25 protein-coding genes and 3 pseudogenes are annotated in these 24,060 nt (G+C 34.7%); 24 read left to right on the top strand and 4 right to left on the bottom strand.

All coding sequences use genetic code 11. The annotated features are described in order from the left end of the window. Nucleotides 1-82: 82 nt before the first annotated feature. The 19 genes and pseudogenes from ABWU24_RS00610 to ABWU24_RS00520 form a co-directional block, all read left to right on the top strand. Nucleotides 83-559 (top strand): hypothetical protein, encoded by a 477-nt coding sequence (locus ABWU24_RS00610; RefSeq protein WP_264685626.1) that lies wholly within the window; start codon nt 83-85, stop codon nt 557-559. Between the two features lie 3 nt (nt 560-562). Beyond that, on the top strand, nt 563-2,041 hold the full coding sequence (locus ABWU24_RS00605) for an ankyrin repeat domain-containing protein (protein WP_341815819.1): 1,479 nt from the start codon (nt 563-565) through the stop codon (nt 2,039-2,041). Next, on the top strand, nt 2,038-3,654 hold the full coding sequence (locus ABWU24_RS00600) for a phage terminase large subunit family protein (protein WP_353274271.1): 1,617 nt from the start codon (nt 2,038-2,040) through the stop codon (nt 3,652-3,654). The genes ABWU24_RS00605 and ABWU24_RS00600 overlap by 4 nt, the downstream gene beginning before the upstream one ends. Before the next feature lie 51 nt (nt 3,655-3,705). Further along, a protein-coding gene (locus tag ABWU24_RS00595; protein ID WP_353274215.1) for an IS630 family transposase occupies nt 3,706-4,711 on the top strand; the annotation gives its coding sequence in 2 pieces (ribosomal slippage) (nt 3,706-4,215 and nt 4,217-4,711; 1,005 coding nt in all). After that, the gene (locus tag ABWU24_RS00590) at nt 4,629-4,970 is read left to right on the top strand and encodes a terminase gpA endonuclease subunit (RefSeq protein ID WP_410542172.1); all 342 of its coding nucleotides are present in this window, start codon (nt 4,629-4,631) and stop codon (nt 4,968-4,970) included. Before ABWU24_RS00595 ends, ABWU24_RS00590 begins: the two co-directional genes overlap by 83 nt. Nucleotide 4,971: 1 nt before the next feature. Continuing rightward, the gene (locus tag ABWU24_RS00585) at nt 4,972-5,205 is read left to right on the top strand and encodes a gpW family head-tail joining protein (protein ID WP_341815820.1); all 234 of its coding nucleotides are present in this window, start codon (nt 4,972-4,974) and stop codon (nt 5,203-5,205) included. Between the two features lie 39 nt (nt 5,206-5,244). Beyond that, nucleotides 5,245-5,532 (top strand): hypothetical protein, encoded by a 288-nt coding sequence (locus ABWU24_RS00580; RefSeq protein WP_143688829.1) that lies wholly within the window; start codon nt 5,245-5,247, stop codon nt 5,530-5,532. 15 nt (nt 5,533-5,547) lie between these two features. Then, nucleotides 5,548-5,823 (top strand): type II toxin-antitoxin system RelE family toxin, encoded by a 276-nt coding sequence (locus tag ABWU24_RS00575; protein WP_353274774.1) that lies wholly within the window; start codon nt 5,548-5,550, stop codon nt 5,821-5,823. A gap of 128 nt (nt 5,824-5,951) precedes the next feature. Then, a complete protein-coding gene (locus ABWU24_RS00570) occupies nt 5,952-7,370 on the top strand; it encodes a phage portal protein (protein ID WP_143688827.1) in 1,419 nt (472 codons plus the stop codon). After that, nucleotides 7,357-8,400: pseudogene (locus ABWU24_RS00565) on the top strand (S49 family peptidase). The gene ABWU24_RS00570 and the pseudogene ABWU24_RS00565 overlap by 14 nt, the downstream one beginning before the upstream one ends. Before the next feature lie 77 nt (nt 8,401-8,477). Continuing rightward, on the top strand, nt 8,478-8,846 hold the full coding sequence (locus tag ABWU24_RS00560) for a head decoration protein (protein WP_191110935.1): 369 nt from the start codon (nt 8,478-8,480) through the stop codon (nt 8,844-8,846). A gap of 43 nt (nt 8,847-8,889) precedes the next feature. Beyond that, a complete protein-coding gene (locus tag ABWU24_RS00555; protein ID WP_264685631.1) occupies nt 8,890-9,894 on the top strand; it encodes a major capsid protein in 1,005 nt (334 codons plus the stop codon). A gap of 82 nt (nt 9,895-9,976) precedes the next feature. Continuing rightward, nucleotides 9,977-10,282: a hypothetical protein gene (locus ABWU24_RS00550; RefSeq protein ID WP_341810090.1), complete on the top strand. Its 306-nt coding sequence runs from the start codon at nt 9,977-9,979 to the stop codon at nt 10,280-10,282. A gap of 1 nt (nt 10,283) precedes the next feature. Next, nucleotides 10,284-10,781 carry a phage tail protein gene (locus ABWU24_RS00545; protein ID WP_353274244.1) on the top strand — a complete coding sequence of 166 codons (498 nt, stop codon included), beginning with the start codon at nt 10,284-10,286 and terminating at the stop codon, nt 10,779-10,781. After that, nucleotides 10,778-11,260 (top strand): hypothetical protein, encoded by a 483-nt coding sequence (locus ABWU24_RS00540; RefSeq protein ID WP_353274269.1) that lies wholly within the window; start codon nt 10,778-10,780, stop codon nt 11,258-11,260. Before ABWU24_RS00545 ends, ABWU24_RS00540 begins: the two co-directional genes overlap by 4 nt. Beyond that, complete coding sequence (locus tag ABWU24_RS00535) at nt 11,247-11,711, top strand: phage baseplate assembly protein V (protein ID WP_353274267.1); 465 nt, start codon at nt 11,247-11,249, stop codon at nt 11,709-11,711. Before ABWU24_RS00540 ends, ABWU24_RS00535 begins: the two co-directional genes overlap by 14 nt. Further along, nucleotides 11,708-11,968: a PAAR domain-containing protein gene (locus tag ABWU24_RS00530; RefSeq protein ID WP_265014515.1), complete on the top strand. Its 261-nt coding sequence runs from the start codon at nt 11,708-11,710 to the stop codon at nt 11,966-11,968. The genes ABWU24_RS00535 and ABWU24_RS00530 overlap by 4 nt, the downstream gene beginning before the upstream one ends. Further along, nucleotides 11,965-12,300 (top strand): GPW/gp25 family protein, encoded by a 336-nt coding sequence (locus tag ABWU24_RS00525; protein ID WP_265014514.1) that lies wholly within the window; start codon nt 11,965-11,967, stop codon nt 12,298-12,300. The genes ABWU24_RS00530 and ABWU24_RS00525 overlap by 4 nt, the downstream gene beginning before the upstream one ends. Before the next feature lie 2 nt (nt 12,301-12,302). After that, nucleotides 12,303-12,777: pseudogene (locus tag ABWU24_RS00520) on the top strand (baseplate J/gp47 family protein); the annotation flags it as partial. A 12-nt stretch (nt 12,778-12,789) separates the two neighbouring features. Here ABWU24_RS00520 and ABWU24_RS00515 read toward each other — a convergent pair. After that, nucleotides 12,790-13,795 (bottom strand): IS630 family transposase gene (locus ABWU24_RS00515; protein WP_353274215.1). Its coding sequence is split into 2 segments (ribosomal slippage): nt 12,790-13,284 and nt 13,286-13,795, totalling 1,005 coding nucleotides; the frame shifts between segments, so codons are not numbered across the junction. 135 nt (nt 13,796-13,930) lie between these two features. Between ABWU24_RS00515 and ABWU24_RS00510 the strand changes: the two genes are divergently transcribed. The 5 genes and pseudogenes from ABWU24_RS00510 (at nt 13,931) to ABWU24_RS00490 (ending at nt 17,255) form a co-directional block, all read left to right on the top strand. Beyond that, nucleotides 13,931-14,635, top strand: coding sequence for an ankyrin repeat domain-containing protein (locus ABWU24_RS00510; RefSeq protein ID WP_341810128.1), 705 nt, complete (start codon nt 13,931-13,933; stop codon nt 14,633-14,635). A 38-nt stretch (nt 14,636-14,673) separates the two neighbouring features. Beyond that, complete coding sequence (locus ABWU24_RS00505) at nt 14,674-15,147, top strand: ankyrin repeat domain-containing protein (protein WP_138265078.1); 474 nt, start codon at nt 14,674-14,676, stop codon at nt 15,145-15,147. 4 nt (nt 15,148-15,151) lie between these two features. Continuing rightward, complete coding sequence (locus tag ABWU24_RS00500; protein WP_138265077.1) at nt 15,152-15,586, top strand: DUF2924 domain-containing protein; 435 nt, start codon at nt 15,152-15,154, stop codon at nt 15,584-15,586. Beyond that, nucleotides 15,580-17,065 (top strand): annotated as a pseudogene (locus ABWU24_RS00495) (recombinase family protein). The gene ABWU24_RS00500 and the pseudogene ABWU24_RS00495 overlap by 7 nt, the downstream one beginning before the upstream one ends. A 58-nt stretch (nt 17,066-17,123) precedes the next feature. Then, nucleotides 17,124-17,255 (top strand): hypothetical protein, encoded by a 132-nt coding sequence (locus ABWU24_RS00490; protein ID WP_264686477.1) that lies wholly within the window; start codon nt 17,124-17,126, stop codon nt 17,253-17,255. Nucleotides 17,256-17,273: 18 nt separating this feature from the next. On the opposite strand, the gene ABWU24_RS00485 is transcribed toward ABWU24_RS00490, so the two are convergent. From ABWU24_RS00485 to ABWU24_RS00475, 3 genes are all read right to left on the bottom strand, one after another. Continuing rightward, nucleotides 17,274-19,244, bottom strand: a complete 1,971-nt coding sequence (locus tag ABWU24_RS00485) for an ankyrin repeat domain-containing protein (RefSeq protein WP_264686476.1) — start codon at nt 19,242-19,244, stop codon at nt 17,274-17,276. Nucleotides 19,245-19,900: 656 nt separating this feature from the next. Next, nucleotides 19,901-22,111 (bottom strand): hypothetical protein, encoded by a 2,211-nt coding sequence (locus ABWU24_RS00480; protein WP_353274265.1) that lies wholly within the window; start codon nt 22,109-22,111, stop codon nt 19,901-19,903. An 8-nt stretch (nt 22,112-22,119) separates the two neighbouring features. Beyond that, nucleotides 22,120-23,484: a hypothetical protein gene (locus ABWU24_RS00475; RefSeq protein ID WP_341810134.1), complete on the bottom strand. Its 1,365-nt coding sequence runs from the start codon at nt 23,482-23,484 to the stop codon at nt 22,120-22,122. Nucleotides 23,485-24,060: the final 576 nt, after the last annotated feature.

Genomic DNA, 24,060 nt, shown 5'->3' with positions numbered 1-24,060 from the left:
GTAGGAAATTGCTGATACTGGCAAAACCTTTTCAGAGATTCAAGAAGAAAATTCGTAGAAACAAGAGAGAGGAGAAAAAAAAGTGAAAATCACACAAACAGAATGGGCAAGAGAGATAGGAGTATCAAAGCAATATGTCTGTTATTTAGTAAAAAAAGGAATAGTTGAGTTGGAGGATGGTTTGATCAATAGAGAACAAGCAAATGAAGCGGTGGCAGCAATAAGAGATCCAAGTCAGCCACTTAGGAGGAAAAATCCAGAAAACGAAAATACAAGTAACCTTTCCACGATGTTGCTAAAAACTAGAATAAAAAATGAAATGGAACGAGGTAAACTTCTTGAGGCAAAGGCAAAAGCTGAGATTGGTGAACTTGTAGCAGTAGAGGAAGTAAAGCGCGAAGCATTTAATGTAGCAAGAGTTATACGTAATAATTTGCTTAATATTCCGAATAGAGTTTCAGCATTGCTTGCATCACTGAGTGACACTGAAAAGATTCATGGAACATTGACTGAGGAAATTACAAACTCACTTGAAGAGTTATCTAATATTAAATTTTAAATAATGGCTGATAACTTAAGTTTGGAGTTAATAAAGTGTCTCATTAATCAACCTGGATTAGATGTTAATGTCAGAGGATTAAATGGAAAAACCCCACTACATTGCGCTATAGAGTTTGATGAATTAAGTATGGTGGATCTGCTACTCACAAAAAAGAATATCAATCCTTTTGTAGAAGATAATGATGGTAAAACATCTCTTGATTACGCCAAAGAAGGGAAAAAAGCAGAGATATTACAAGCGCTAATTAATAACAAATACGGGTCAGAACAAGATAGTTTACTTCATTTAGCTGCAATGATAGGTGAAATTAATGCAGTGAGATATTTGATCAGAAAAGGTATTGACGTTAATGCACGAAATGCTTTGCATCATACGCCATTACATCTAGCGGCAGGCATAGGACATGCAGAAGTTGTAAAGATTTTGATAAGAGAAGGAAATGCTGAAATCGAGGTTTTTGATGCACGAAATCAGACACCGATGCACTATGCAGTTAACAACAAAAAATTGGAGATAGTAAAGTTATTACTGGAGCTAGGAGCAGATGTAAATAGCGCACGTGTAGGACAAAACTCGATGAAATTGTCACCTGTTCATATAGCTGTAAGTAATACTAATTACGATGAAAGAGACTTATGTCTTGATATTCTCAAATGCTTAATAAGGGAGCCTAATGCTCAAGTCAATTTGCAAGACTACGAAAATAAAACACCACTACACTATGCTGAAAGACTTAAAACAATAGAAGTTTTACTAACGCGAGAAGATATAGACCCTCTGGTAAAAGACGATAGCGGTAAAACACCATTTGATTACGCTAAACCTGAGATAAAGAAGGCTTTGATGAGTAATAAATACGGTTCTGAAAAGAATAGTCTACTCCATTTAGCTGCACAAAGAGGAGAAATTGAGCTTGTAGAGTCTATCTTAAAAGAAGAAATTGATATTGATATTTCAAATAATAAGAGTCTATCACCGATTTACCTTGCTGCAGAAAAAGGGCATTTACATGTAGTAAAGTTATTGCTGAAAAAAGGAGCAAATTATACACCTGTTCTGCACTTAGCAATCAAGTTAAATAATTTAGAATTGCTAAAAACTTTATTTAAAGAAAAGAGCATCAAATTACCAGACGAGATAGGCAGATCTGTACCAATTTATTATAGGTGTATAGAGCATAGAGATGCAAAAGTGAGAAAATACAATAGTGTGATCTGTGTTTTTACCTCAGTAAGTGCAGTAGCAATAGCGGTATGTATAGGGTTAACAGCAACAACAATAAGCAGTGTGATCATTTTTGCAACAATAACAGGGATATTTGCTCTTGCTGTAGCAATAATGGTAAGCGAGATGAGCAAAAGATATATAGAAAACGAATTTCAGAAAAAGATGTTTATGGAATTGGAGGAGTGTGGAGGAATAAACTCTACTGTTAACAATATTGAGATAGAACCAATTATGAGTAGATGCAGACAATGATATACGCTAGAGCTTTTTCTGAAGGTTTAAAACCAGATTCGTCGCTTAAAGTATCAGAGTGGGCGAATGAGTATCGAGTTTTAGCGCCAACTGCAGCATCAGAGCCAGGAAAATGGAGAACAGAGAGAACGCCATACCTTAAAGAAATCATGGATTCACTTTCTCCGTCTTCACCTGCTGAAAAAGTAGTATTCATGAAAGGAGCGCAGATTGGAGGAACAGAAGCAGGAAATAATTGGATAGGCTATATTATAGATCAGACTCCTGGTCCAATGTTAGTTGTGCAGCCAACAGTTGAAATGGGAAAGCGTTGGTCAAAAGGAAGATTTGCGCCGTTAATAGAGAGTACGCCATGTTTAAAGAGTAAAGTAAAAGACCCAAGATCAAGAGACTCAGGCAATACTGTGCAGAGTAAGGAATTTCCAGGTGGAATAGTAGTAATAACCGGAGCAAATAGCAGTGTAGCACTGAGATCTATGCCAGTAAAATATCTCTTTCTTGATGAAATAGATGCCTACCCAGGAGATTCAGGAGGAGAAGGAGATCCAGTTTTACTCAGCATAGCCCGAACTAATACGTTTGCACGACGAAAGATTTTTTTAGTATCAACACCAACAATTCATGGAATAAGCAGAATTGAGAAAGAATTTGAAGCAACAGATAAGAGATATTTTTTTGTTCCCTGTCCGCATTGTAATTACTATCAAGTTCTAAAATGGTCACAAATAAAATGGGAAAACAATGACTCAAGAACAGCACATTATGTCTGCACTGAATGTAGCGGCAAAATAGAAAATCATCAAAAGACAGAGATGCTTGAGCGTGGAGAATGGAGGCCTACTAATAGAGTAAAAGGTGAGAAAAAAGGATTTCATCTTTCAAGTCTTTATAGTCCAGTAGGCTGGTATAGCTGGACTCAAGCAGTAGAAGATTTTCTTCATGCAAAAGAAAGTGAACAATTACTAAAAGTATGGATAAATACTACGCTTGGAGAAACCTGGGTAGACAAAGGAGAAGTACCAGATTGGAAGCAATTATTTAACAGGAGAGAATTTTTTCCCGTAGGCACAGTACCTAGGAGAGAAGTGGTACTTACTGCAGGAGTAGATGTCCAAAAAGATCGTCTAGAGGTGGAAGTTGTAGCATGGGGAAAAAGCCGTGAAAGTTGGTCAATAGACTACCGAGTATTTGAAGGAGATACAGGAGGAGGAGAAGTATGGGGAAAACTCTCTGAGCTCTTAAATCATCATTTTATCGGTGAAAATGGGCTTGAATATATGATAAGCATGATGGCGGTTGATGCAGGGTATGCAACGCAGGAAGTTTACAACTGGGTAAGAGGTCATCAGGGCTCTGGAAGAGTAATGGCAGTAAAAGGTGTAAATAAAGCACTAGTGCCGCTGAGTAGCCCAAGTAGAGTTGATATAACAGTTGGTGGTCAAAAGCTGAAAAGAGGAATAAAGCTCTGGCCAGTAGGAGTATCGATATTAAAGTCAGAGCTTTTTCAATTACTTAATATTTCAAAAGGAGAAGAAGGAAAAGCTCTACCTGGATATTGTCATTTTCCCGAGTATGCACCTGATACCAATTCCCACTATATAAAGAACAGATAGACAATAATGGGAAAGAAGTGATACTAAAGTAGATAAAATAGAGAGGTATAAATGGCATTAAGGTCAAAACTATTAGACGAAAAAGTTGTAAATTTGGCGAAAGAAATGTTAAAAAAGGTCAGAAATAACGCATATGTTTCAAAAAAGTTACAAGCGGTGATAGCAGGAAAAGAAAGTAGTATAAGCGCTGTGGCAAGAATATGTAAAATTTCAAGGACTGCTTTGACTGAATGGATAAAGCATCTAAAATTTGGTAGAGTAGAAAGATTATTTTCCCCGTCTCAGCGGCGAAGAAAAAGCAAATTAAACAAAAATCAACGTGAGCAAATTGAAATATGGGTAGAAAGAAATCCAAATATTACTATTAAGGAAGTGCAAATAAAAATCTCAGAGGAATTTGGCCTAAACATTAGCAAATCAACAGTGCACCGTGAGATACAAAGGATGAAGTTTTCTTACATAACACCGAGGCCAATTCACCATAAACAAGATAAAAACAAGCAAGAAGAGTTTAAAAAATACTTCAATAAAATAGTCAATTCCCACCCTGAAAAGGAGGTATTTTTTTGATGAATCACGATTTGGAACTCATTCAAAAATCGGACACGGATGGTTTAAAAAAGGGGTCAGAACACAGGTTAAAATGAAAATTGGTAGACAAAATTTCTATATCTACAGTGCGGTAAATCCAAGAAGTGGTAAGAAAATTAGCCTACTTGCTCCATATGTAAACACTGATTGTATGAATATATTTCTGGAGCAGATGTCGAAAGATTTAGGCACGAAAGAAGCCTTTCTTGTAATGGATTGTGCAAGTTGGCATAGATCAAAAAGTTTGAAAATTCAGGAAAACATTACCATCATATACTTGCCTCCTTATTCACCGGAACTGAATCCTGTTGAAAGGTTGTGGCAATATATCAAATACAATACTTTACGCAATAGTATCTACGATACCATAGGTTTACTTGAAGATGTTTTGTGTAATTTTATTGTCAATATTTCCAGTACTACTATTAAACGAGTTTGTAATGTTTCTTATTTGTTCGGTCAGTAATGGATTTTGGTATGAGTATTTTAAGCAGCTAACGGCAGAGCAATTAGTCAGCAAGGTAGTAAAAGGATACACCAAACAGGAGTGGCAAAAGGTAAGAGAAAGAAATGAAGTATTAGACTGTAGGATTTATGCAAGAGCAGCATCGATAGCACTGGGAATAGACAGATGGCCAGAGAGTAAGTGGAATAGTTTGAGTGGAAAAATGGAAAGTAAAAAGCCTAAAAAAGTGAGACAAAGTAAATGGTTGAATGAGAAGTAAAATGTACAATCAGGAATATTTAAGTCAAGTCGAAGAAGCGATAAAAAAACTGCAAAACGGAGAGCGAGTAGTATCAATTGCATATGGTGACCATGTGGTGAGATATGCTGAAGTTCAGATAAATGACCTGCTGAATCTACGGCAACGTATTAAGGCTGAACTGAAAGTTGCAGGTGTGAGACCGAAGAGAAGAATTGTGATTGCGACAAGTAAGGGAATTGACAAAATTGTGTAAAAATGTTATAGTTTAAAATTGGTATTTTCTAGTTAAAATATGGATCAAAGTCAAGAAAGGCTTAATGTTAATGTAAATTTTGAGGGGGAATTTGCTCACTACCTTATAGAAATGGCAAAAGTTCAAAATAGAACTATAGAAGAGGTTGTAAAGGACCTAGTGGAAGAAGAAATTGAAGCAAGTAAATTATCTGAAGAAGATGATGAAATAGATGAAGTAGATATAAAGTTGGCTAAGCTTTCTCTTGAGCGTGATGCTAGAGGTGATGAAGAAATTAGAAGTGAGGATGTAGATTGGAATAGAATATTATCTGCAAAAACAGTCTAAAGGTGGAGATACAAGCTGAGATACGATATTATCTATTCAAAAAAAGTTCTTGAGGAAGACTTTCTTGCATTACCACCAACGATAAGATCTAGAGTGAGAAGAGCTGTAGATAGTCGTCTTGCAACCAACCCTAAAGCAATAGGTAAAGCATTACCGCATGAATTCAAAGGGTATTTTAGGATACGAGTAAGTGATTATCGTGTAATTTATAGGATAAATTACTCAAAACACACAGTAACTATTACTGCAATGGGACATCGGAAGGACATTTATGAACGCAGCCCAGAATAAGCGTTGGTATTTGTGCAAGAGCCTCATGCATAATTTATAAAGTGTTAACAGCCAGACTCTCCAGCAGCTTGCTGTAATTTTTTAATGTCAAATTGCGCAACAAACTGCTGCATAATCAAAGAGGCAAAATGCTATTAAAATCGTTCAAACAACTATTTAGTAAGCCAAAAATCAAAAGCTCAGCGTGGGATGCAGCAGGCTCAGGAAGAAGATTTTTTCACTTTCAACCAGAGTTAGGAAGTATAAACAATTTGCTGTCTCAAAGCCTTGAAACTTTACGTAGTAGATCACGTGATATGGTGAGAAAAAATCCATATGCAGCAAATATTATTGATACAATAGTAAGTAACTCTATTGGAACAGGAATAAAACCACAATCAAAAGCAAAGAATGCAGAATTTCGAAAGAAAGTGCAAGAATTATGGCTAAAATGGACAGATGAAGCAGATAGCTGTGGAATAAGTGATTTTTATGGATTACAAGCTCTGGTATGTAGGAGCATGATAGAAGGTGGAGAGTGTTTTGTACGCCTCCGACATCGTAAACTCGAAGATGGATTTTCTGTACCATTGCAACTTCAAGTATTGGAATCAGAGCATTTGGACAATAAGAGCAATCAAACACTAGCCAATGGTAATGTAATAAGAAACGGGATTGAGTTCAATAGACTTGGGCAAAGAGAAGCATATTACTTATTTAGAGAACACCCTGGTGAAAGTACGTTTGGAGAATCAGTGAGAGTACCAGCAAACGATGTTTTACATATATATAGACCACTAAGACCTGGGCAAATTAGAGGAGAGCCATGGCTTTCTAATATACTGCTGAAGCTTTATGAGCTTGATCAATATGATGATGCAGAGCTGGTGAGAAAGAAAACTGCAGCAATGTTTGCTGGATTTATTACAAGACTCGATCCAGAAGCAAATATCATGGGAGAAGGTGAAGCAAGTGAGCAAGGAGTAGCATTATCTGGCCTAGAACCTGGAACAATGCAGCTTTTAGACCCAGGAGAAGATATAAAATTTTCAGAGCCGTCTGATGTTGGAGGAAGTTATGAAGCATTCATGAGACAGCAACTGAGGGCAATAGCGATTGGTACAGGGATAACATATGAGCAGTTAACAGGAGATTTAACAGGCGTTAATTATTCATCAATCAGAGCTGGATTAATAGAGTTTCGTCGTAGATGTGCTATGCTGCAACACAACATTATGGTATTTCAATTTTGCAGACCAGTATGGAATAGATGGCTAGAATTAGCGTTAGTATCTGGAAAACTTTCTATAGCTAAAGATTTAACAAGTGAGTCATTGAAAGAAGTAAAATGGATACCACAAGGGTTTGATTGGGTTGATCCTTTAAAAGACCAGCAAGCACAACAAATGGCAGTAAGAAATGGCTTTAAAAGTCGATCAGAAGTAGTATCAGAAATGGGTTACGACGTAGAAGAAATTGATCAAGAAATAGCAGAAGATCAAAAGCGAGCAAATAGTCTCAATTTAATATTTGATTCTGATGTTGGGGGAAACAATGTTTCTAAGTAGACCATTAATGCTTGAAGCAAAAAGTTTTGAACTACTATCGCTTCATAGTCAAAAACAACCTATCTTTAAAAACGTAAAACACTATGTAAAGAACAATATAGAAAAGACAGCAATAATACCAATACATGGCATTTTAACTAAAAAACCAGAAGCTTTTGATGATTTTCTAGGTATGACATCGTACGAGAAGATACAAGAGGAAATAGAAGAAGCTTTAGAGGATGAAAAAGTGGAAATAATTCTTTTGGATATAGATAGTCCAGGAGGAGAGGTCAATGGAGTGTTTGACCTGGCTGATTTTATTTACGAATCAAGAGCAAAAAAGAGAATTGTGGCATTAGCAAATGATGATGCTTACTCTGCTGCATATGCTATAGCGTCAAGTGCTGAAAAGGTATTTGTGAGCAGAACTTCAGGAGTAGGAAGCATAGGGGTAATAGCAAGTCATATAGATCAAAGTGGATTTAATGAAAAATGTGGAATAAAATATACCACAGTATTTGCAGGAAGTAGAAAAAATGATTTAAATCCACATGAGCCAATGACGTCTGAAAGTCTGGAAAGCTTACAAAAAGAAGTAGACTGACTATATGAAATGTTTGTGCAGCTAATAGCGAGGAACAGAGGTCTTTCAATTGAAAAGATTCGATCAACGGAGGCAGGGCTATATTTTGGCGAGAGAGCAATAGAAATAGGCCTTGCAGACGGAATGACAATTCTTTCATCTATTAATAAAAACAGGAGTATTACTATGAATGAACAAACTACAAATGACCTAGAAACTGATAATTTAACCAAGTATCGTACTGAAGTTCTTGAATTAATACGTTTATGTAATTTATCGAAGATGCCAGAAAAGATAGGAGAATTTATTGAGCAAAGTGTAAGTGTTGAGCAAGCTAGGGAAGTTTTAATGGAATTACTTGCAGAGAGAACAAAGAAGACAGAGATACTGAGTGCAATACCACAGAATTCAGGAGAAGATTTGATGATACAAGTAGCTAAAGCTAGAGCACAATCAAGTATTTAAGTTTTTTTATAACCGCCGCGTACAACAATTATAAACATGGCGGTAAAACTAAAGGGGAAAATAAATGAGGAAATTTTATGAGTTGTATAAGCGAACAAAATAATCTTGGTGACCTATTAAAGTATGAGGTGTCAAGTCTATATTCAAGAGATCAGATAACAGTAGCAAAGGGACAAAATCTTAAACTTGGTACAGTAGTGGCTCTCGATAAAGATAACATGATTAAGATAATAAATCCAACTGCCACAGATGGTACACAAACAGCAATAGGTGCAATAGTAAGTGATGTAAATGCGACAGAAAATGCCAAAGCAGTAATTATTACTCGTGGTGCAATACTAGCAGATCATGCAGTGGTGTGGCCAGCAAATATCACTGAAGAGCAAAAAAATGCAGCAATAAAGCAACTTGAAGGACGAGGGATCATTATCCGTAAAGCAGTCTAAGGCTATATTAAACAATAAAAAACACAAAGGGGGAAAATAAAAAATGCAAAATCCATTTACAAACACAGCATTTAGCATGACGGCACTAACAAATGCGATAAATATATTGCCGATAAATTATGGACGAATTGAAAATTTAAATTTGTTTCCAAGTAGATCAGTAAGATTTAGACATATTACCATAGAAGAACACAACGGAGTATTAAGTTTATTACCAACACAAATACCAGGAGCACCAGCAACAGTAGGAAAAAGAGGAAAAAGAAAAGTAAGAACATTTACGATTCCACATATTCCTCACGATGATGTAGTGTTACCAGAGGAAGTACAGGGAATAAGAGCATTTGGGTCGGAAAGTGAACTGAAAGCGCTGGCAGATGTAATAACTGACCATTTGCAGCTAATGAGAAATAAACATGCAATAACGTTGGAGCATTTGCGTATGGGAGCGCTGAAGGGAATAATTTTAGATGCTGATGGGTCGGAATTATTAAATCTGTACAACGAATTTGAAATAACACCAAAAGTAGTAAATTTTGCCCTTGGAACAGCAACAACTGATGTAAAGCGTAAGTGCTTGGAGGTATTGCGACATATTGAGGATAACTTAAGTGGTGAATATATGACGGGAATTCATGCACTGGTAAGCCCTGAGTTTTTTGATGCACTAACTTCGCATAGTAAAGTGAAAGAGGCATATGAAAGATGGCAAGAAGGAGCAGCACTTCGAAATGATATGAGGTCAGGATTTACGTTCTGTGGAATAACATTTGAGGAATATAGAGGGCAGGCAACTGATCCTGAGGGAAATGTGAGAAGGTTTATAGAAAGGGAAAGTGGAAACTGTTTTCCAGTAGGAACAGCGAGCACATTTACAACATATTTTGCACCAGCAGACTTTAATGAGACAGTGAATACTCTCGGACAGCCACTATATGCAAAACAAGAGCCAAGGAGATTTGATAGAGGAACTGATTTACATACGCAGTCGAATCCATTGCCAATGTGCCACAGACCAGGAACATTAGTAAAAGTCGTTGCAGCATAACAATACTGGTAGAGTAACTACAAGTTGGTGAGGTACAAGAGGACTCTACTAGTATATAACTTATTAGCATACTTATGAAAGAATGCAAGAGAATATTAAGAGATTACTAAAAGATTGTTTTGCCCATTTAGGAGAAGTAGCTTTGTATAAGTCGAAAAATAAGGCGTACATGGTACAAGTACTAAAGCAACAGCCAGATAAATTATACGAGATTGGTGAAGGACAATTTGTGGGAGAGATGCTTTTTCTTGAGGTAAGCATTTTTGATATACTGAGGCCAATTGTAGGAGATATTTTTGTTATAGGTGATTGCAAATACAAAATACACACACCACCACTTAGAGATAAATCTGGAATGGTCTGGCGAATCGAAGCGTATGGGGTGTAAAATGTCTGTGCATATAGAAGTTGAGGTAATAGAAAGTGTAAATGCTAAAAGAAAAAAAATAGAATTAGCAATAGTAAGAGCGTTAAACAGAACAGCACTATGGCTAAAATTGAAGACAGCAAAAGAAATTAGTGAGGAAAAGAAAAGTTTGATAAGAAAGAGATTAAGAATTTTTAAGGCGAAAACTAGCAGATTAGAAGTGTTAATTAGAGCAAATCTCTATGACATTAGAGCATCGACAATTGGTAAAATACAAAAAACAAGAAGAGGATCGAAAGTAGGAAAGCATGAGTTTATAGGAGGATTTGCAGCAGTTATGCCAAAAGGAAATAGCGGTATGTTTAAACGTGAAGGAAGAGCAGCATTGCCAATAAAGGAAATTAAGTTGCCACTAGAACCAGAGGCTTCAAGGATAATAGGGAATTTTGTTAATTATGAGAGTGAGAGAGAGTTTGAGAAATACTTTAAGCATGAGCTAAACTATATTTTAAAGGTATGACAAAGTTCTGGAAAGATTTACATCAAGCAATTTGCAGCACACTGAAGGAAGAAATACCGTCTATACAGACATGTGAAATTTATCCATCGATAAGAAAAGAATTATTAGCGCCAGCGGTGTTTGTAGAATTAGCAAGTTTAGAACCAGGTAAAGATGCAGGTACTGAGGAATTAGCCATGAAAGCAAGATTTGAAGCACGAATTGTGATTGATAGCACAATAGAAAATGCAGCTATTATTGTTAGATCATTAGCTAGCGAAGTTGCGAAAGTAGTAAATAAAAATACTTGGAATGTGAAAAATGTTTCACCAGGAGAATTTATATCTGCGGAAATTGACGGATTTAGACCAGAATTAGATGCATATTTAGTGTGGATGGTTGATTGGAGTCATCAGCTTCATTTAGGTAAATCAGTATGGGAAGAGGGGAAAATTAAGCCACATAAAATAGAAGTGGGAGAAATGCATGTTGGAAAATAATTTTGCCATTGCAGAGTTACAGAGAAAAGTAGCGAATATGATTCGTATAGGAGTTGTAAAAGAAATAGATTATGAAAAAGCAAAAGTAAGAGTGAAAATAGGAGAATTTTTAACAGATTGGTTGCCATGGATAACAAGCAAAGCAGGAGAAGATAGAGATTGGTCTCCGCCAGATATCGATGAACAAGTTGTGGTATTTTCTCCTCTTGGTGAACTATCATTAGGGGTGGTGTTAGCAGGAATATATCAGGAAAAATACCATGCACCAGAGAATAAAAAAGAAATAAATAGTGTAAAATTTCAAGATGGGACGAAGTTTACATATGATAAGGAAAAACATCATTTAGAGATTGAAGTAGTGGACAAAATAACACTGAAGGCTGGGGGATCAAGTATAGAAATGACAAAAAGTGGAATAAAACTGAAAGCAGAAAGGATCGACTTAAATTGAACAAAGGAATAGTGAGGTTAGGAGACTACTGTGGAGAAGCTATACCACATTTCTGCATTAGCGGAAGTAATAATGTTTTTGTAAACGGTAAGTCAATATGTAGACAAGGAGACAGTTTTAGTGAAGGAAAAGTAATGATTCAAGGATCAAAAACAGTGTTTGCAAATGGTCTTGGTATAGGAAGAGTAGAAGATATAGTTTCATGTGGGTTTAAAGTAATTAGAGGGAGTTCTGATGTTTTTACAGAGCCAGTATGAAGGGAATGAGCAAAGAAACAGGTAAAGAACTAGAGGGTTTAGAACACTTAAAGCAATCAATAATTGATATACTGACCACTCCTGTTAACAGTAGGATCATGAGAAGGGATTATGGGTCGAGATTATTTGAGTTAGTGGATAAGCCAATAAATAGAGATTTAACTTTGGAAATCTATGCAGCAACAGCAGAAGCACTGGAAAAATGGGAAAAGAGATTTAAGTTAGAAAAAGTAAAGATTGCTGAAGCTAAAGAAGGAAAAATGACTCTTGTGCTTGAAGGTATGTATCTTTCAGAAGGCAAATTCATAGGTATTAGTGGAATAGTTGTTTAGAAATGCAGACATCTAATATTATTGAAAAACTAAGCTATGAGGAAATCTTTTCCAGAATGAAGGAGGAGTTAGTGTGTAGAGATGAAACCTTTTCAGCGTTAGTAGAATCCGATCCAGCGATAAAGATTCTGGAGGTAGCAGCCTGGCGAGAACTTTTGCTCAGACAAAGGATGAACGAAGCAGTAAAGAGTAATTTACTGAAATTTGCAAGGGGAGAAGATCTTGATAATTTGGCTGAATTTTATGGAGTAGAGAGAGAAAAAGAAGAAGAGGATGAAAGATTTAGAAAGAGGGTAAAAGCAAAAATAGCAGGTTGGTCAACAGGAGGAAGTAAGGAATATTATAAATATCATGCACTGTCAGCAGATAGTAGAGTAAAAGATGCACTAGTAGAATCACCTATACCAGGGAAAGTACAGATCTCGATTTTATCAACACAATTATCCACACTGCCAGAAGAGCTACTTGAAGTTGTAATACCAAAATCCATTACTGACCGAACAAATAAGAAACATTACAAACTCGTTTAATAGTAGTACTGGAAATATTGACAATAAAATTACACAAAACATCTTCAAGTAAACCTATGGTATCGTAGATACTATTGCGTAAAGTATTGTATTTGATATATTGCCACAACCTTTCAACAGGATTCAGTTCCGGTGAATAAGGAGGCAAGTATATGATGGTAATGTTTTCCTGAATTTTCAAACTTTTTGATCTATGCCAACTTGCACAATCCATTACAAGAAAGGCTTCTTTCGTGCCTAAATCTTTCGACATCTGCTCCAGAAATATATTCATACAATCAGTGTTTACATATGGAGCAAGTAGGCTAATTTTCTTACCACTTCTTGGATTTACCGCACTGTAGATATAGAAATTTTGTCTACCAATTTTCATTTTAACCTGTGTTCTGACCCCTTTTTTAAACCATCCGTGTCCGATTTTTGAATGAGTTCCAAATCGTGATTCATCAAAAAAATACCTCCTTTTCAGGGTGGGAATTGACTATTTTATTGAAGTATTTTTTAAACTCTTCTTGCTTGTTTTTATCTTGTTTATGGTGAATTGGCCTCGGTGTTATGTAAGAAAACTTCATCCTTTGTATCTCACGGTGCACTGTTGATTTGCTAATGTTTAGGCCAAATTCCTCTGAGATTTTTATTTGCACTTCCTTAATAGTAATATTTGGATTTCTTTCTACCCATATTTCAATTTGCTCACGTTGATTTTTGTTTAATTTGCTTTTTCTTCGCCGCTGAGACGGGGAAAATAATCTTTCTACTCTACCAAATTTTAGATGCTTTATCCATTCAGTCAAAGCAGTCCTTGAAATTTTACATATTCTTGCCACAGCGCTTATACTACTTTCTTTTCCTGCTATCACCGCTTGTAACTTTTTTGAAACATATGCGTTATTTCTGACCTTTTTTAACATTTCTTTCGCCAAATTTACAACTTTTTCGTCTAATAGTTTTGACCTTAATGCCATTTATACCTCTCTATTTTATCTACTTTAGTATCACTTCTTTCCCATTATTGTCTATCTGTTCTTTATATAGTGGGAATTGGTATAAATATAAGAAATTTATCTGACGCTAGAAAAGCTAATTTTGTGAGGTATGAAATGAGTTTTAGCAAGAGTAAGTTTTTTAAAGAAGTATCAAGTAACGGGTTTAAAAACATTAATAAAAGAAATGAAGAAGGAGAGACGATCTTGCATCAAGCAGTAGAAATCTCTGATTACAAAACAGTGAGATTATTAATAAAAAAAGGGGCAGAGGTTAATGCAAGAGATAAAAATGGTTATACGCCACTACACTGTGCAGTATTTGCGAAAAGCTTAGAAAATGTAAAAGTGCTGCTAAGGTCGGGAGCAGAAGTAAATGCCACTCAATATGTCACTGGATGTACGCCACTCCACTCTGCATGCAAAATAGGAGGAGTTGAAATAATAAAAGAGCTAGTAAAAGCAGGAGCTGAGGTTAATCAACTGAATAAATATGGTGCAACGCCAATGTATTACATCTGGGAAAGTGAAAAGTATCGTCTATGTGATAGCAAAGAGAGTGAAAAGGCAAGTAAATTTTTAAGAGAAAAAGGTGGAGTAACAAAAAGTAGAGAACTGACCTGCTATGGAATAGAGAGGCTAGTGGGAGAAATAGCAGACATGTTGAATGGGAGTTATTTACCAGAGTTAAAAATAATAGAGATAGAAGAAATAAGGAAGAGAGACAAATCGCTAATAAAGAAAGAATGTCAAAATTTAGCAAGCAAAATAATGAACCAAGTGAACGAAATGATAGATGAGGTAGCGAAAAGGAATGCTTAAAAGAGGGATTTAAATTTAAAGAAAAGGTGAGGTGGATTATGTTAAAGCTTGGCAAATTTAATAAGTCAGCAAAAGAATTATTAGAGAACTCATTTAAAAGTATTTATGCAAGAGACGAAAAGGAAAGAACAGCTCTGCATTATGCAGTAGAAGCAAAAACAGTGAAGTTATTAGTCGAAAAAGGAGCGAATGTGAATGCAGCAGATGCAAGAGGATATACAGCACTGCACCTAGCGGTAACGGAGAAACGTCTAGAAATCGTGAGGGAATTGATAAAATCAGGAGCAGATGTAAATGCTGAGGAATATGGAAATAAATGCATACCTCTACACCTTGCGTGCATGGTAGGTGAAAAAGAAATAGTGGAGGAGCTAGTGAAAGCTGGAGGAGAAATAGAGCAAGCGGATAAATTTGGAATGACAGCGATGGATTATGCGAAAAATAGCAAAAAGATAACCGAGGTATTAAAGAAAGAAACAGACAGAATTGAAAAGTTATTTATGAAAGGCTAAAAATATGGAGGAAGAAATAGAAAAGAAAGTAATGAATTTAGAGAAAAAACCTTTGGGTGAACTGAGAAAAATATGGAAGAAGGTATATGGGGAAGAGGCGCCTAGATACTCAAAGAAATATCTGATACCGAGATTAGCTTATAGAATGCAGGAGGAAGCGTATGGAAAAATGTCAAGAAAAGGAGCAAAAAGACTAGAGTATCTAGCAGATCGACTAGAGAAGGGAAAAAGAATAAGTAGTGACAAACTTCCAGTAGCAGGAACAGAGCTAATATTAGAGAGAGGAGAAGAGATGCATGCGGTAATGGTAACAGATAAGGGTTTAATCTACAGAGAAGAATTTTTTACGTCATTGTCAGCAGTAGCCGGAAAAATAATGGGAATGAGTTACAATGGGCCGCTTCTATTTGGAATGAGAGATAAGGAGAAAGAATGCTGAAAGAGGTAAGATGTGCGATATATACTAGGAAGTCAAATGAAGATGGTCTAGAACAAAAATTTAATAGTCTTGATGCGCAACGTGTAGCATGTGAAAAATACATAAAGAGCAGAGAGAGTTGGGTAGCATTGGCAAAAAGGTACGATGATGGAGGTTTCTCAGGAAAGAATTTAGAAAGACCAGCGATAAAGGAGTTGTTTGAAGATGTAAAAAAAGGAGAAGTAGATTGTGTAGTAGTATATACGCTAGACAGGTTATCAAGGGAAACAAAAGATAGTATAGAAGTGACATCATTTTTTAGAAGGCATAGAGTAAATTTTATAGCAGTAACGCAGATATTTGATAATAATACGCCAATGGGAAAGTTTGTACAAACGGTATTGTCAGGAGCAGCACAGCTAGAAAGAGAAATGATCGTAGAAAGGGTAAAAAATAAAATAGCAACATCAAAGGAGCAGGGATTGTGGATGGGGGGAACTTTGCCGCTTGGATATGATGTAAAAGATAAAGAATTAATAATAAATGAAAAAGAAGCAAGGACAGTGAAGCATATATTTGAAAGATATTTGGAGCTAAAATCAATGGCAGAATTGGCAAGGGAGTTAAATAGAGAAGGTTATAGAACAAAATCAGATATCTTTAAAAAAGCAACGGTGAGAAGAATAATAACAAATCCGATATATATGGGAAAGATAAGACATTATGAGAAAGAGTATGAGGGAAAGCATGAAGCAATAATAAAAGAGGAAAAATGGCAAAAAGCGCAGGAATTGATAAAGAATCAACCATATAGAAAGGCGAAATACGAGGAAGCATTGCTAAAGGGAATAATTAAGGTGCAAGAGCTGTAATGCAAATATGACGCTGACGTACGCAAAAAAAGAGAATAAAAGGTATAGATATTACGTATGCAATAATCATTTAAGGGGAAAAAGTTGTGAATCAGAAAACCGAAATGTAATAGCAGGAGAAGTAGAAAAAGAAGTAATGAAGAGAGCTGAGCGCCTGTATGAAAATTGGGAAGAAAAAGTGGAAGAGTGGAAAAATTTAAGCTTTGGAAAACAGAAAGAAGCAGTGAAAAAGTTAATAAAAGCAGTATTGGTGAGAGAGGATGGAATAGAGGTGTATTCTGAATCGGAGGAAAAATTTATATCAATAAAGAAGAAAGGAAATAAATGCACAGTAGTAGAGCCAGAGGGGAAAACAAACAATGCATTACTGAAAGCAGTGGTAAGAGCCCATCTGTGGAAACGGCAACTAGAAGAGAGAAAATACGAAAGTGTGAAAGAGCTGAGTGCCAAAATTAATATAGGTACAAGACGTATACAGCAAATTTTGAGATTGAACTATTTAGCACCAAAGATTAAAGAAGACATAGTAAATGGGAGGCAGCCAAGGAGTTTGAAGTTAGCTAACTTGAGGGAAATACCGATGCTGTGGAGTGAGCAATTGGAGAAATTCTACGGTCTTGATTTATAAAAGCAACAGAAAAGGGCCATGCCAAAAGATGTTGAGATTGATATAGAAAAGTAAATCAATGTTACAGAATCAATTATATGAAAATATCAATATAAACAATGAAGATTCTAGCATACTGGATGCAACAGTGGTAGAAAATGATCCAAAATCTATAAATTATAGAAGTTTATATTTAAATAATAATCTTTAACTTTTTTGGCAAATTAATCTACCTAGAAACTTCTCTCCTAGGATCAGAAGTCCTTCTTAACTCTTCACGTTCTGTCCATTTGTTGTTAGACTCGCTTATTACTTCAGGACGAATTAATCCACCAGATCTAGCAAAAACACCTCGGTCTATGGCTTCAATAACTGATAAACCTCCCAATAAGCAATTTTGCCCTATTTTTTCATAATTTTCTATTCCTTCATTGCAATCTTCTATTTCATCGAGTAGAAGTAGGCCTTCTTCACTCACCTCTACTTTTATCCAATTTTCATTTTTCTCATCAGGATATAACCTAACTTCTAATTCTCCTAAACTAGTATAGAAAGTTAATACTATACTGCTACCTTCTGTAAGATCTGTGTAATTCCTTATGCCATCTTCAATTTTAATTTCTACTTCACTTTTACCGATTTTTACTATATTTCTTCCACACTTTACATCTCCATCGGTTAGACCTAAATCCCTTACCCCATCTGTTATCTTTATAATGTCTATTTTACTATCTTTAGAATATTCTAAGTAAAAAACGGAGTTGTCTACTCTTGCATCTTTTAGCTCGCTATTGGTTGCACTTTTTGCGATTTCAATAAATTTATGAGAATTGCTAATATAATCTCTATAAGCTTTTTTTAGGTTAGTTTTATGCTCTTTAAATTCTGATGTCAGTGTGTTAGCATCAACTGTATTACCAAACACTGCCCCTTTTGATACTAATTGACATATTATACTACTAGCAACTTTAGGATTTTTTTCCAACTCACTGATTTTTTTCATCACATAATCGGTAAAAGTGTACTCATTACCTGAAAAGAAATCTTGTGAAAGAGAATAGTTTAATCGTACACCAGACTTTATAGCATCGTTTACAATCTTTTCAAGTTCAACCATGTTTTGAGCATAAAATACCTTATCAAAAAAAGACTTATGCAGCTCTTCCTTCTGCTGTAAAGTTAATTTAACAAGTAGAGTGCTGATCTGTTCTTTCTTTTTGCTAGGATAATCAATATTTACACGATAATCTAATGCTCCCATCTTTAGCAAGATCTTTTTTGCTTCTTTCATACCATCTTCATTGTCCCAACAACCATCAAGATGTGAAAACAATTCTGATTCACCTCTTGCGTTACGAATGTTCAGTACCACTTTTAAATCTAAGTCTCCTTCATGCTTACTTAAAAACTTCTTTAAATTTTTAGTGTAGTCTAAATCAAATCTATCTAAGTTATACAATTCTCTCATCAACTCTTTCTGTTTATCAGTTAAAAAGAACACTTCAATGTCGTAGCGATGATTATTAACTGCTATTTGTTGCGGAGTTCTTCCTTTTCTATCTACTATACTAGGGTTAGCACCTTTAGAGAGAAGAGAGTCTATGCTATATCCATACCCTATAGCAACAGCAAGGTGTAATGGTGTCTTTCCTGCATTATTCTTTATATTAGGATCTGAACCTGCATCTAAAAGTAGATCTATAGCACGATTTCCTAGGGGACAGACCTCATCAATCTTTGCTCCTGCAATCGCATGTAGTACTGTTGACTCAGATGTTCCTCTTTTGAGATTAAGAATTACTTTTAAATCTTTATTATTTTTATTATCATGTAAAAACTTCTTAAGAGATTCAGTATTATCAAATGAGCTATAGTAAGAAGTTAAACATTCTAGGGTTTTGAATAACTCTTCATTTAATTTCTTTTGATTTGGAGTGAGATCATACTCAAGAGCAGACCAAATACAAACCTGTTCTCTTAGTGCAAGTTTGCTATCTATTAAAGATGATGGTTCATTATAGTTTCTAACTGATGGTAAATCTCCTGAGTACCACATATCATTCATCAGTTCATTTAATAAATGCTCTTTAGATGATAAATGTTCTATAATGGATTCATATTCAAAATCAGATGGTTCTGGTTTGGATTTTGGTTTTAGTAGATTGATGATAGATTTTACTATTCCGTTAGATTCACCCATACTTACCCCTTAAGCTAAGATACATAATATATTGTATGCAATATGTAACATTAAATCAACAACCATAATCTTTTTACTACTTATGTTGTTAAGCTTTTGTTAAGTTTTTATGGTGAGTAACAATGGAGTATGTAGATAGGTTAAAAGTTGCTTATGACTCCAAATTTGAGCTAATTTTACTATAAATTAACATGGTTAAGACCTATATTTGATATCACTACTATAAGAGCATGATGGATTATGCTTTAAAGGAGTGCAAAAACTGCTGAAGCTTATACAGTAACCTGCGGAGCCACTTCAGCAGAATAAACAAACACATGCCAGTATTAGTAGAGAATTATTTATAAGTCAACTAACTTTTTCAAAAATATTTTAGCAAGAACATCAGTGTTGTGAAAAAAAGTTCAAAACCTTCCAGCCTTGGTAACTATTTACACAATACATACTTTTAGCTCTTAGCTATCTAAGGAATTCACTGGAGATTGATTACTATAAATGTAATTCATATTATGCTTAGTAATAAATGTATCGGAAAACGAACTTTTAACAGCACTCCATGTACTCGTATCAGGATCATTTTGTTTTCCTTCTATAACTTTGTCACAAAACTTCTCGACAGCATAACCTACTTAAGATGACTATTTCTTAAGACTAGATCACTGATTAACTGCTCGAGATAGACCTGCTTGTTGAACATAAGGTTGTTGGAGACTACCTGGCTGTTGACCAAAAGCAACCACAGAGCTATGTCTTACATCTACCTCTACAAACTCATTACCAATTTTTATAAGGGAACCTTCATCTGTTGCACCTTTATTAAAAACAGCATATATCAGTTTCACTTTGCCAGCATCAGTAATTACCTTATACGCTTCACCTTCTTTATATCTTTTCAACTGGTCCTTAGCATCTTTTTCTTTTTTATCCAATTCTCCTTTCTTAGCAAATTTTAGCTCTATTCCAACTGGGGGGTATTCTTTTTTTTGATCAGTAGCATTTATAACCAACATAACATCCAACTTCTCTCCACCACCTATTTGAAATTCAGTAATAACTTTTATATTATCTTCTCCGTAGCTACTAAATAAACCATGCAATACAGCTTGAAATGTAGCCTCATTGCTTATTAATGATTTGAAAGGATGTAGTATATGAGAAATTTCTTCAAATAGTTTTTTGTAATCATCATATTTACCAGATTCTATAGCTTTGCTCAAAGCTGCTTTAAATTTTTTATTTTCCACAATTCGAGTAAAATTACCTTGTAAAATTTCTTTACCTCTTTTGTATTTGTCCAATGAGTCATACGTATTTACTGTAATTCCCTTATTCTTATTACAGTACTGATCAAATGGATTCTTATTACTAGGTGTACTGTATAAGTTACAGGTTATTTCTTGTATCTTTATGTCATTGACGTTTTGAATTCCCCTAATATTTTCAATAGGAATTCCTTTATTATCTGGCACTCTCAATGCAAATTCATTTTTTTCATTTATGTTGAGTATAAGCACCTTCTTACCTAAAGTTAGCACTATAGTTGTAACACAATCCTCAATACTTTCTTTTGCTGCTTCTGGGCGTTTCTGTGATCCAGTAACCATTTTATCATTTTGATCATAAATAAAAATATGTTTACCTAACTTTTCACGCTTAATAATATTAGAAATAAGTACTAGCTGACCTAAGATCATTCTGCTGACATAATTAATATTATCACTTCCACCATTGCTCCAAACAATTCCATAGTAAAGATACTCTAGCTGTGTTCTTATCACCTCAGCATTCGCTGCTTCAGTGCCAAGTAACTTTTCTATTACAGAATTACCTTTTCTGTTCAAGAATTGCTGTGCAAAAAGTAAATATTTAGGATGGTGGTTCATTTCAAAATTTAACCCTACACAAACTGCTTTATTAGCTGTAGTAACCATTCTAATGGAGTTGAAAAAGTAGCCTTTAACATAATCTTGCGCTTGCTCTATTGCTTTTTGTGCTGTACTCTTTTCATCTGTTTTTGCTTTAAGCTCAATAATCATGGGAATAGAGCTTAGCGACTTATCAGAACCACGTACAAGTAAAATAATGTCTGCATAACCTTTTCCAGCAAATAATTCGAGATAAAGTTTTAGGTGAAAACGATATTTAAAATTCATTAAGAATCCCGCTAAAAAGCCATGGTAACTTGATTCTTTACCTTCAAATTGTTTTTTAACTCCTTTATCACCTTTATATTCATTGTAGACATCAGTAATATATTTCAGCACTTTTTCAGTTGTATTCATTACCTGCTCATGGCTTTTATTTGCTAACCCTCCAATTAAATCTTTTAAGTTTTCTTTTTTGCTTTTTATTAAAGTAAATTTTTTTGCCTGTTCTGAATCATAAGGACCTACTTTAGGATTTTCCGTCACGTCACAAGCAACCTTTCTTTCCTTTTCAATTGTTATACTATATATAGTTTCTCTGAGATTTTCATATCTTGAATGTATATTTGCCAATTCTTCTGGATCAAATTTTGGTTTATGATTCTTTTTATCGGATACTGCAATATAGATTAATTTTTCACTTATTGCCTTAGAATCTTCAGTTAATACAGCTAGCTTTAAAGTACCATGATCATCAAAACGAAAGTGAATTTCCTTAACCTTAACATCTTCAAAGTCAGCAAGATCTGAATCCAACAAAGTGGCAAAAGCGCCAAAGAAGAAACTAGGGAAAAAGCCTTCCTTTCCAACTGAGTGTAAGAAAGAAGGAGACTGATCAATAAATGACTGAAACCTTTTTTGAAAATCTAAAAACTCTTCCCTTGATGTATTTTCTATCAATAGAAGCTGCACCAATTCAAGTGGCTTTGTAATATTTGGCATATAATCTCCTATTTGCTATGGCTTGAAGATTTTACGTTATACGGGGTATCAGTCAGGCTAAAACTTGATTGTGGTAAACCAGATGGTTCACCAGCCCCATCATTACCTTGAACAACTGGATCCTCTTTTTTGTGCTTAAAGGACTTATCTAGTTCAGAAAAGAGCTGTTCTATCAGCTGTTGATCTTGAGTAAATTGCTCTTCACCAATTCCATGCACTGCACTCATTCTATTTATTAAAGAATCCTGCATTTCTTTAACTTGTGTATGTTCAACACACTCCAATATTCCTGATATTTCCTTCTTTCTATTTTCATTACTTGGACTTTCCTTTCTTAATTCTGCTATTAAATTCGTTACCATTACAATAAAAGAGTAGTCCTTAAATACAGACTTTCTACACTCTTCAAAATTTTTATGTTTCCAAGCATACATAATAGTTTCTCTAGTTTGCTCAGCTAAATCTGAATTTAGAAGCATCTTTTTTGATAATGATGATAGGATAACCCCATACTGCTCGAACGAAAGACCATTAGATTCAAGTAAGTTAAATAAATTCTTAAAAGAGTCAAAGCAGTATTCATCGATCAGTTCACTTAATACTGCACAATAAGTATTTTCCTTATAATCTCTATTTAGTAATTTTTTCTTTTGTTCATCATCCATTTTAGACAGGCAAAACTCTATGGTTTCTACTTCTTTGTAACCCTTTACTGCAGATAAAGCTGCTTCAATTAACAAATTATTTTTATCTTGACTAGAAATACTGGAATCATTGTGCAATTTATTATAGAAGAACTCTATACCTTCTTCCCAGTTTTTATTAGAATTTATCTGTATGGATTTTTGCAAACCTTCAACTGATTTATATTCGTTTAGTTTTCCAATCTGCTTATCAATAAGAAAAGACCAGAAAGCTTCTATAGGGCTAGTTTCTTCGATATTTTCCAATAATTCTCTTCTCAGATCATCATCAGATCCATCCTCTTCAAAGGCACTTCTCTTAAATCTCATAAATACTTGTTCAAACAATCCAGGAATCTTATCTTCTAGACAATATTTACATGCCAAGTAATATCTATCTGCAAGATCAAGCGGATTTTCTTTTCCATTTTTATTTTTTTCTTCAGTTAGCCTTTCACCAACAGCTTTATTTTTTAATTTTATTCCATCCCAACAAGAATTATCAGAGAATATATCAGAGAAAAATTTTAATTTTCCCTCATCAAAATCTTCAATTAATTGAATATAAACCCTTAGCCATCTTTCTACTCTAAGGTGTTTTCTCGCTTTAACTTGATTATCGTCGCCTTTAATAGCACCTTTTAATATATCAAGTATTTTATTGTAATTGTGATCCAAACCAGATTCCATACCCGCAACTCCATTTTGTATTTTAATATAAACTTTAGTCTAGTAAATTATCGTTGCCAAGCCAATCTTTTTCTCCAAACCTTACCACTGCACAAGAGGAAATTTCTTGAGAGCCAAGTATGATATTTTCATTCTAATAATTAATTGTAAAACACTTTTACTTACGGAAAAATAGACCTTGCTGTAACTAAAGAAATTCCTATTTTAGTGCCACAAAAATTTGAATTATTGACTCTTCCTAAGATTGCAAAAAGGGTCGTATATTTGTGAGAACAAGCCGCGTAAAAATAAGGTTATAAAAATAGAAGATTTAAATTATTTTAATAAGCTTAGGTAAAACAGTTCGTATGTAGATATGGATCAAATGGGCTAATATGGCTAGTTTTAGCGTATAATGAAATCACTATATTAAAAAGTTCGTATGTATTGAGTGGTAGACCATGCCATCCCAAAACAAACTCTTCTCTCACTAGCTGGTTTTTAGTGATGGAGATGGTTATATTATTTAATTCATTAGCGATGTATAATATTAAATTAATAGTAATTCGTTTAACAATTAAGGATTAAGATAAACTT

The organism is Wolbachia endosymbiont (group B) of Hofmannophila pseudospretella (assembly GCF_964028515.1).
GTDB lineage: Bacteria > Pseudomonadota > Alphaproteobacteria > Rickettsiales > Anaplasmataceae > Wolbachia.
Note: the sequence above shows the minus strand (reverse complement) of the source record. Positions and strands in the feature narration are given on the sequence as shown.

Excerpts from the sequence above, each read along its gene's own strand:
- ABWU24_RS00550 (WP_341810090.1), top strand. The coding sequence starts at position 9,977 with ATGCAAGAGAATATTAAGAGATTACTAAAAGATTGTTTTGCCCATTTA.
- ABWU24_RS00605 (WP_341815819.1), top strand. The coding sequence starts at position 563 with ATGGCTGATAACTTAAGTTTGGAGTTAATAAAGTGTCTCATTAATCAA.
- ABWU24_RS00525 (WP_265014514.1), top strand. The coding sequence starts at position 11,965 with ATGAAGGGAATGAGCAAAGAAACAGGTAAAGAACTAGAGGGTTTAGAA.
- ABWU24_RS00505 (WP_138265078.1), top strand. The coding sequence starts at position 14,674 with ATGTTAAAGCTTGGCAAATTTAATAAGTCAGCAAAAGAATTATTAGAG.
- ABWU24_RS00510 (WP_341810128.1), top strand. The coding sequence starts at position 13,931 with ATGAGTTTTAGCAAGAGTAAGTTTTTTAAAGAAGTATCAAGTAACGGG.
- ABWU24_RS00585 (WP_341815820.1), top strand. The coding sequence starts at position 4,972 with ATGTACAATCAGGAATATTTAAGTCAAGTCGAAGAAGCGATAAAAAAA.
- ABWU24_RS00545 (WP_353274244.1), top strand. The coding sequence starts at position 10,284 with ATGTCTGTGCATATAGAAGTTGAGGTAATAGAAAGTGTAAATGCTAAA.
- ABWU24_RS00535 (WP_353274267.1), top strand. The coding sequence starts at position 11,247 with ATGTTGGAAAATAATTTTGCCATTGCAGAGTTACAGAGAAAAGTAGCG.
- ABWU24_RS00485 (WP_264686476.1), bottom strand. The coding sequence starts at position 19,244 with ATGGGTGAATCTAACGGAATAGTAAAATCTATCATCAATCTACTAAAA.
- ABWU24_RS00560 (WP_191110935.1), top strand. The coding sequence starts at position 8,478 with ATGAGTTGTATAAGCGAACAAAATAATCTTGGTGACCTATTAAAGTAT.
- ABWU24_RS00480 (WP_353274265.1), bottom strand. The coding sequence starts at position 22,111 with ATGCCAAATATTACAAAGCCACTTGAATTGGTGCAGCTTCTATTGATA.
- ABWU24_RS00600 (WP_353274271.1), top strand. The coding sequence starts at position 2,038 with ATGATATACGCTAGAGCTTTTTCTGAAGGTTTAAAACCAGATTCGTCG.
- ABWU24_RS00570 (WP_143688827.1), top strand. The coding sequence starts at position 5,952 with ATGCTATTAAAATCGTTCAAACAACTATTTAGTAAGCCAAAAATCAAA.
- ABWU24_RS00580 (WP_143688829.1), top strand. The coding sequence starts at position 5,245 with ATGGATCAAAGTCAAGAAAGGCTTAATGTTAATGTAAATTTTGAGGGG.
- ABWU24_RS00475 (WP_341810134.1), bottom strand. The coding sequence starts at position 23,484 with ATGGAATCTGGTTTGGATCACAATTACAATAAAATACTTGATATATTA.
- ABWU24_RS00540 (WP_353274269.1), top strand. The coding sequence starts at position 10,778 with ATGACAAAGTTCTGGAAAGATTTACATCAAGCAATTTGCAGCACACTG.
- ABWU24_RS00555 (WP_264685631.1), top strand. The coding sequence starts at position 8,890 with ATGCAAAATCCATTTACAAACACAGCATTTAGCATGACGGCACTAACA.
- ABWU24_RS00490 (WP_264686477.1), top strand. The coding sequence starts at position 17,124 with ATGTTACAGAATCAATTATATGAAAATATCAATATAAACAATGAAGAT.
- ABWU24_RS00590 (WP_410542172.1), top strand. The coding sequence starts at position 4,629 with ATGTTTTGTGTAATTTTATTGTCAATATTTCCAGTACTACTATTAAAC.
- ABWU24_RS00500 (WP_138265077.1), top strand. The coding sequence starts at position 15,152 with ATGGAGGAAGAAATAGAAAAGAAAGTAATGAATTTAGAGAAAAAACCT.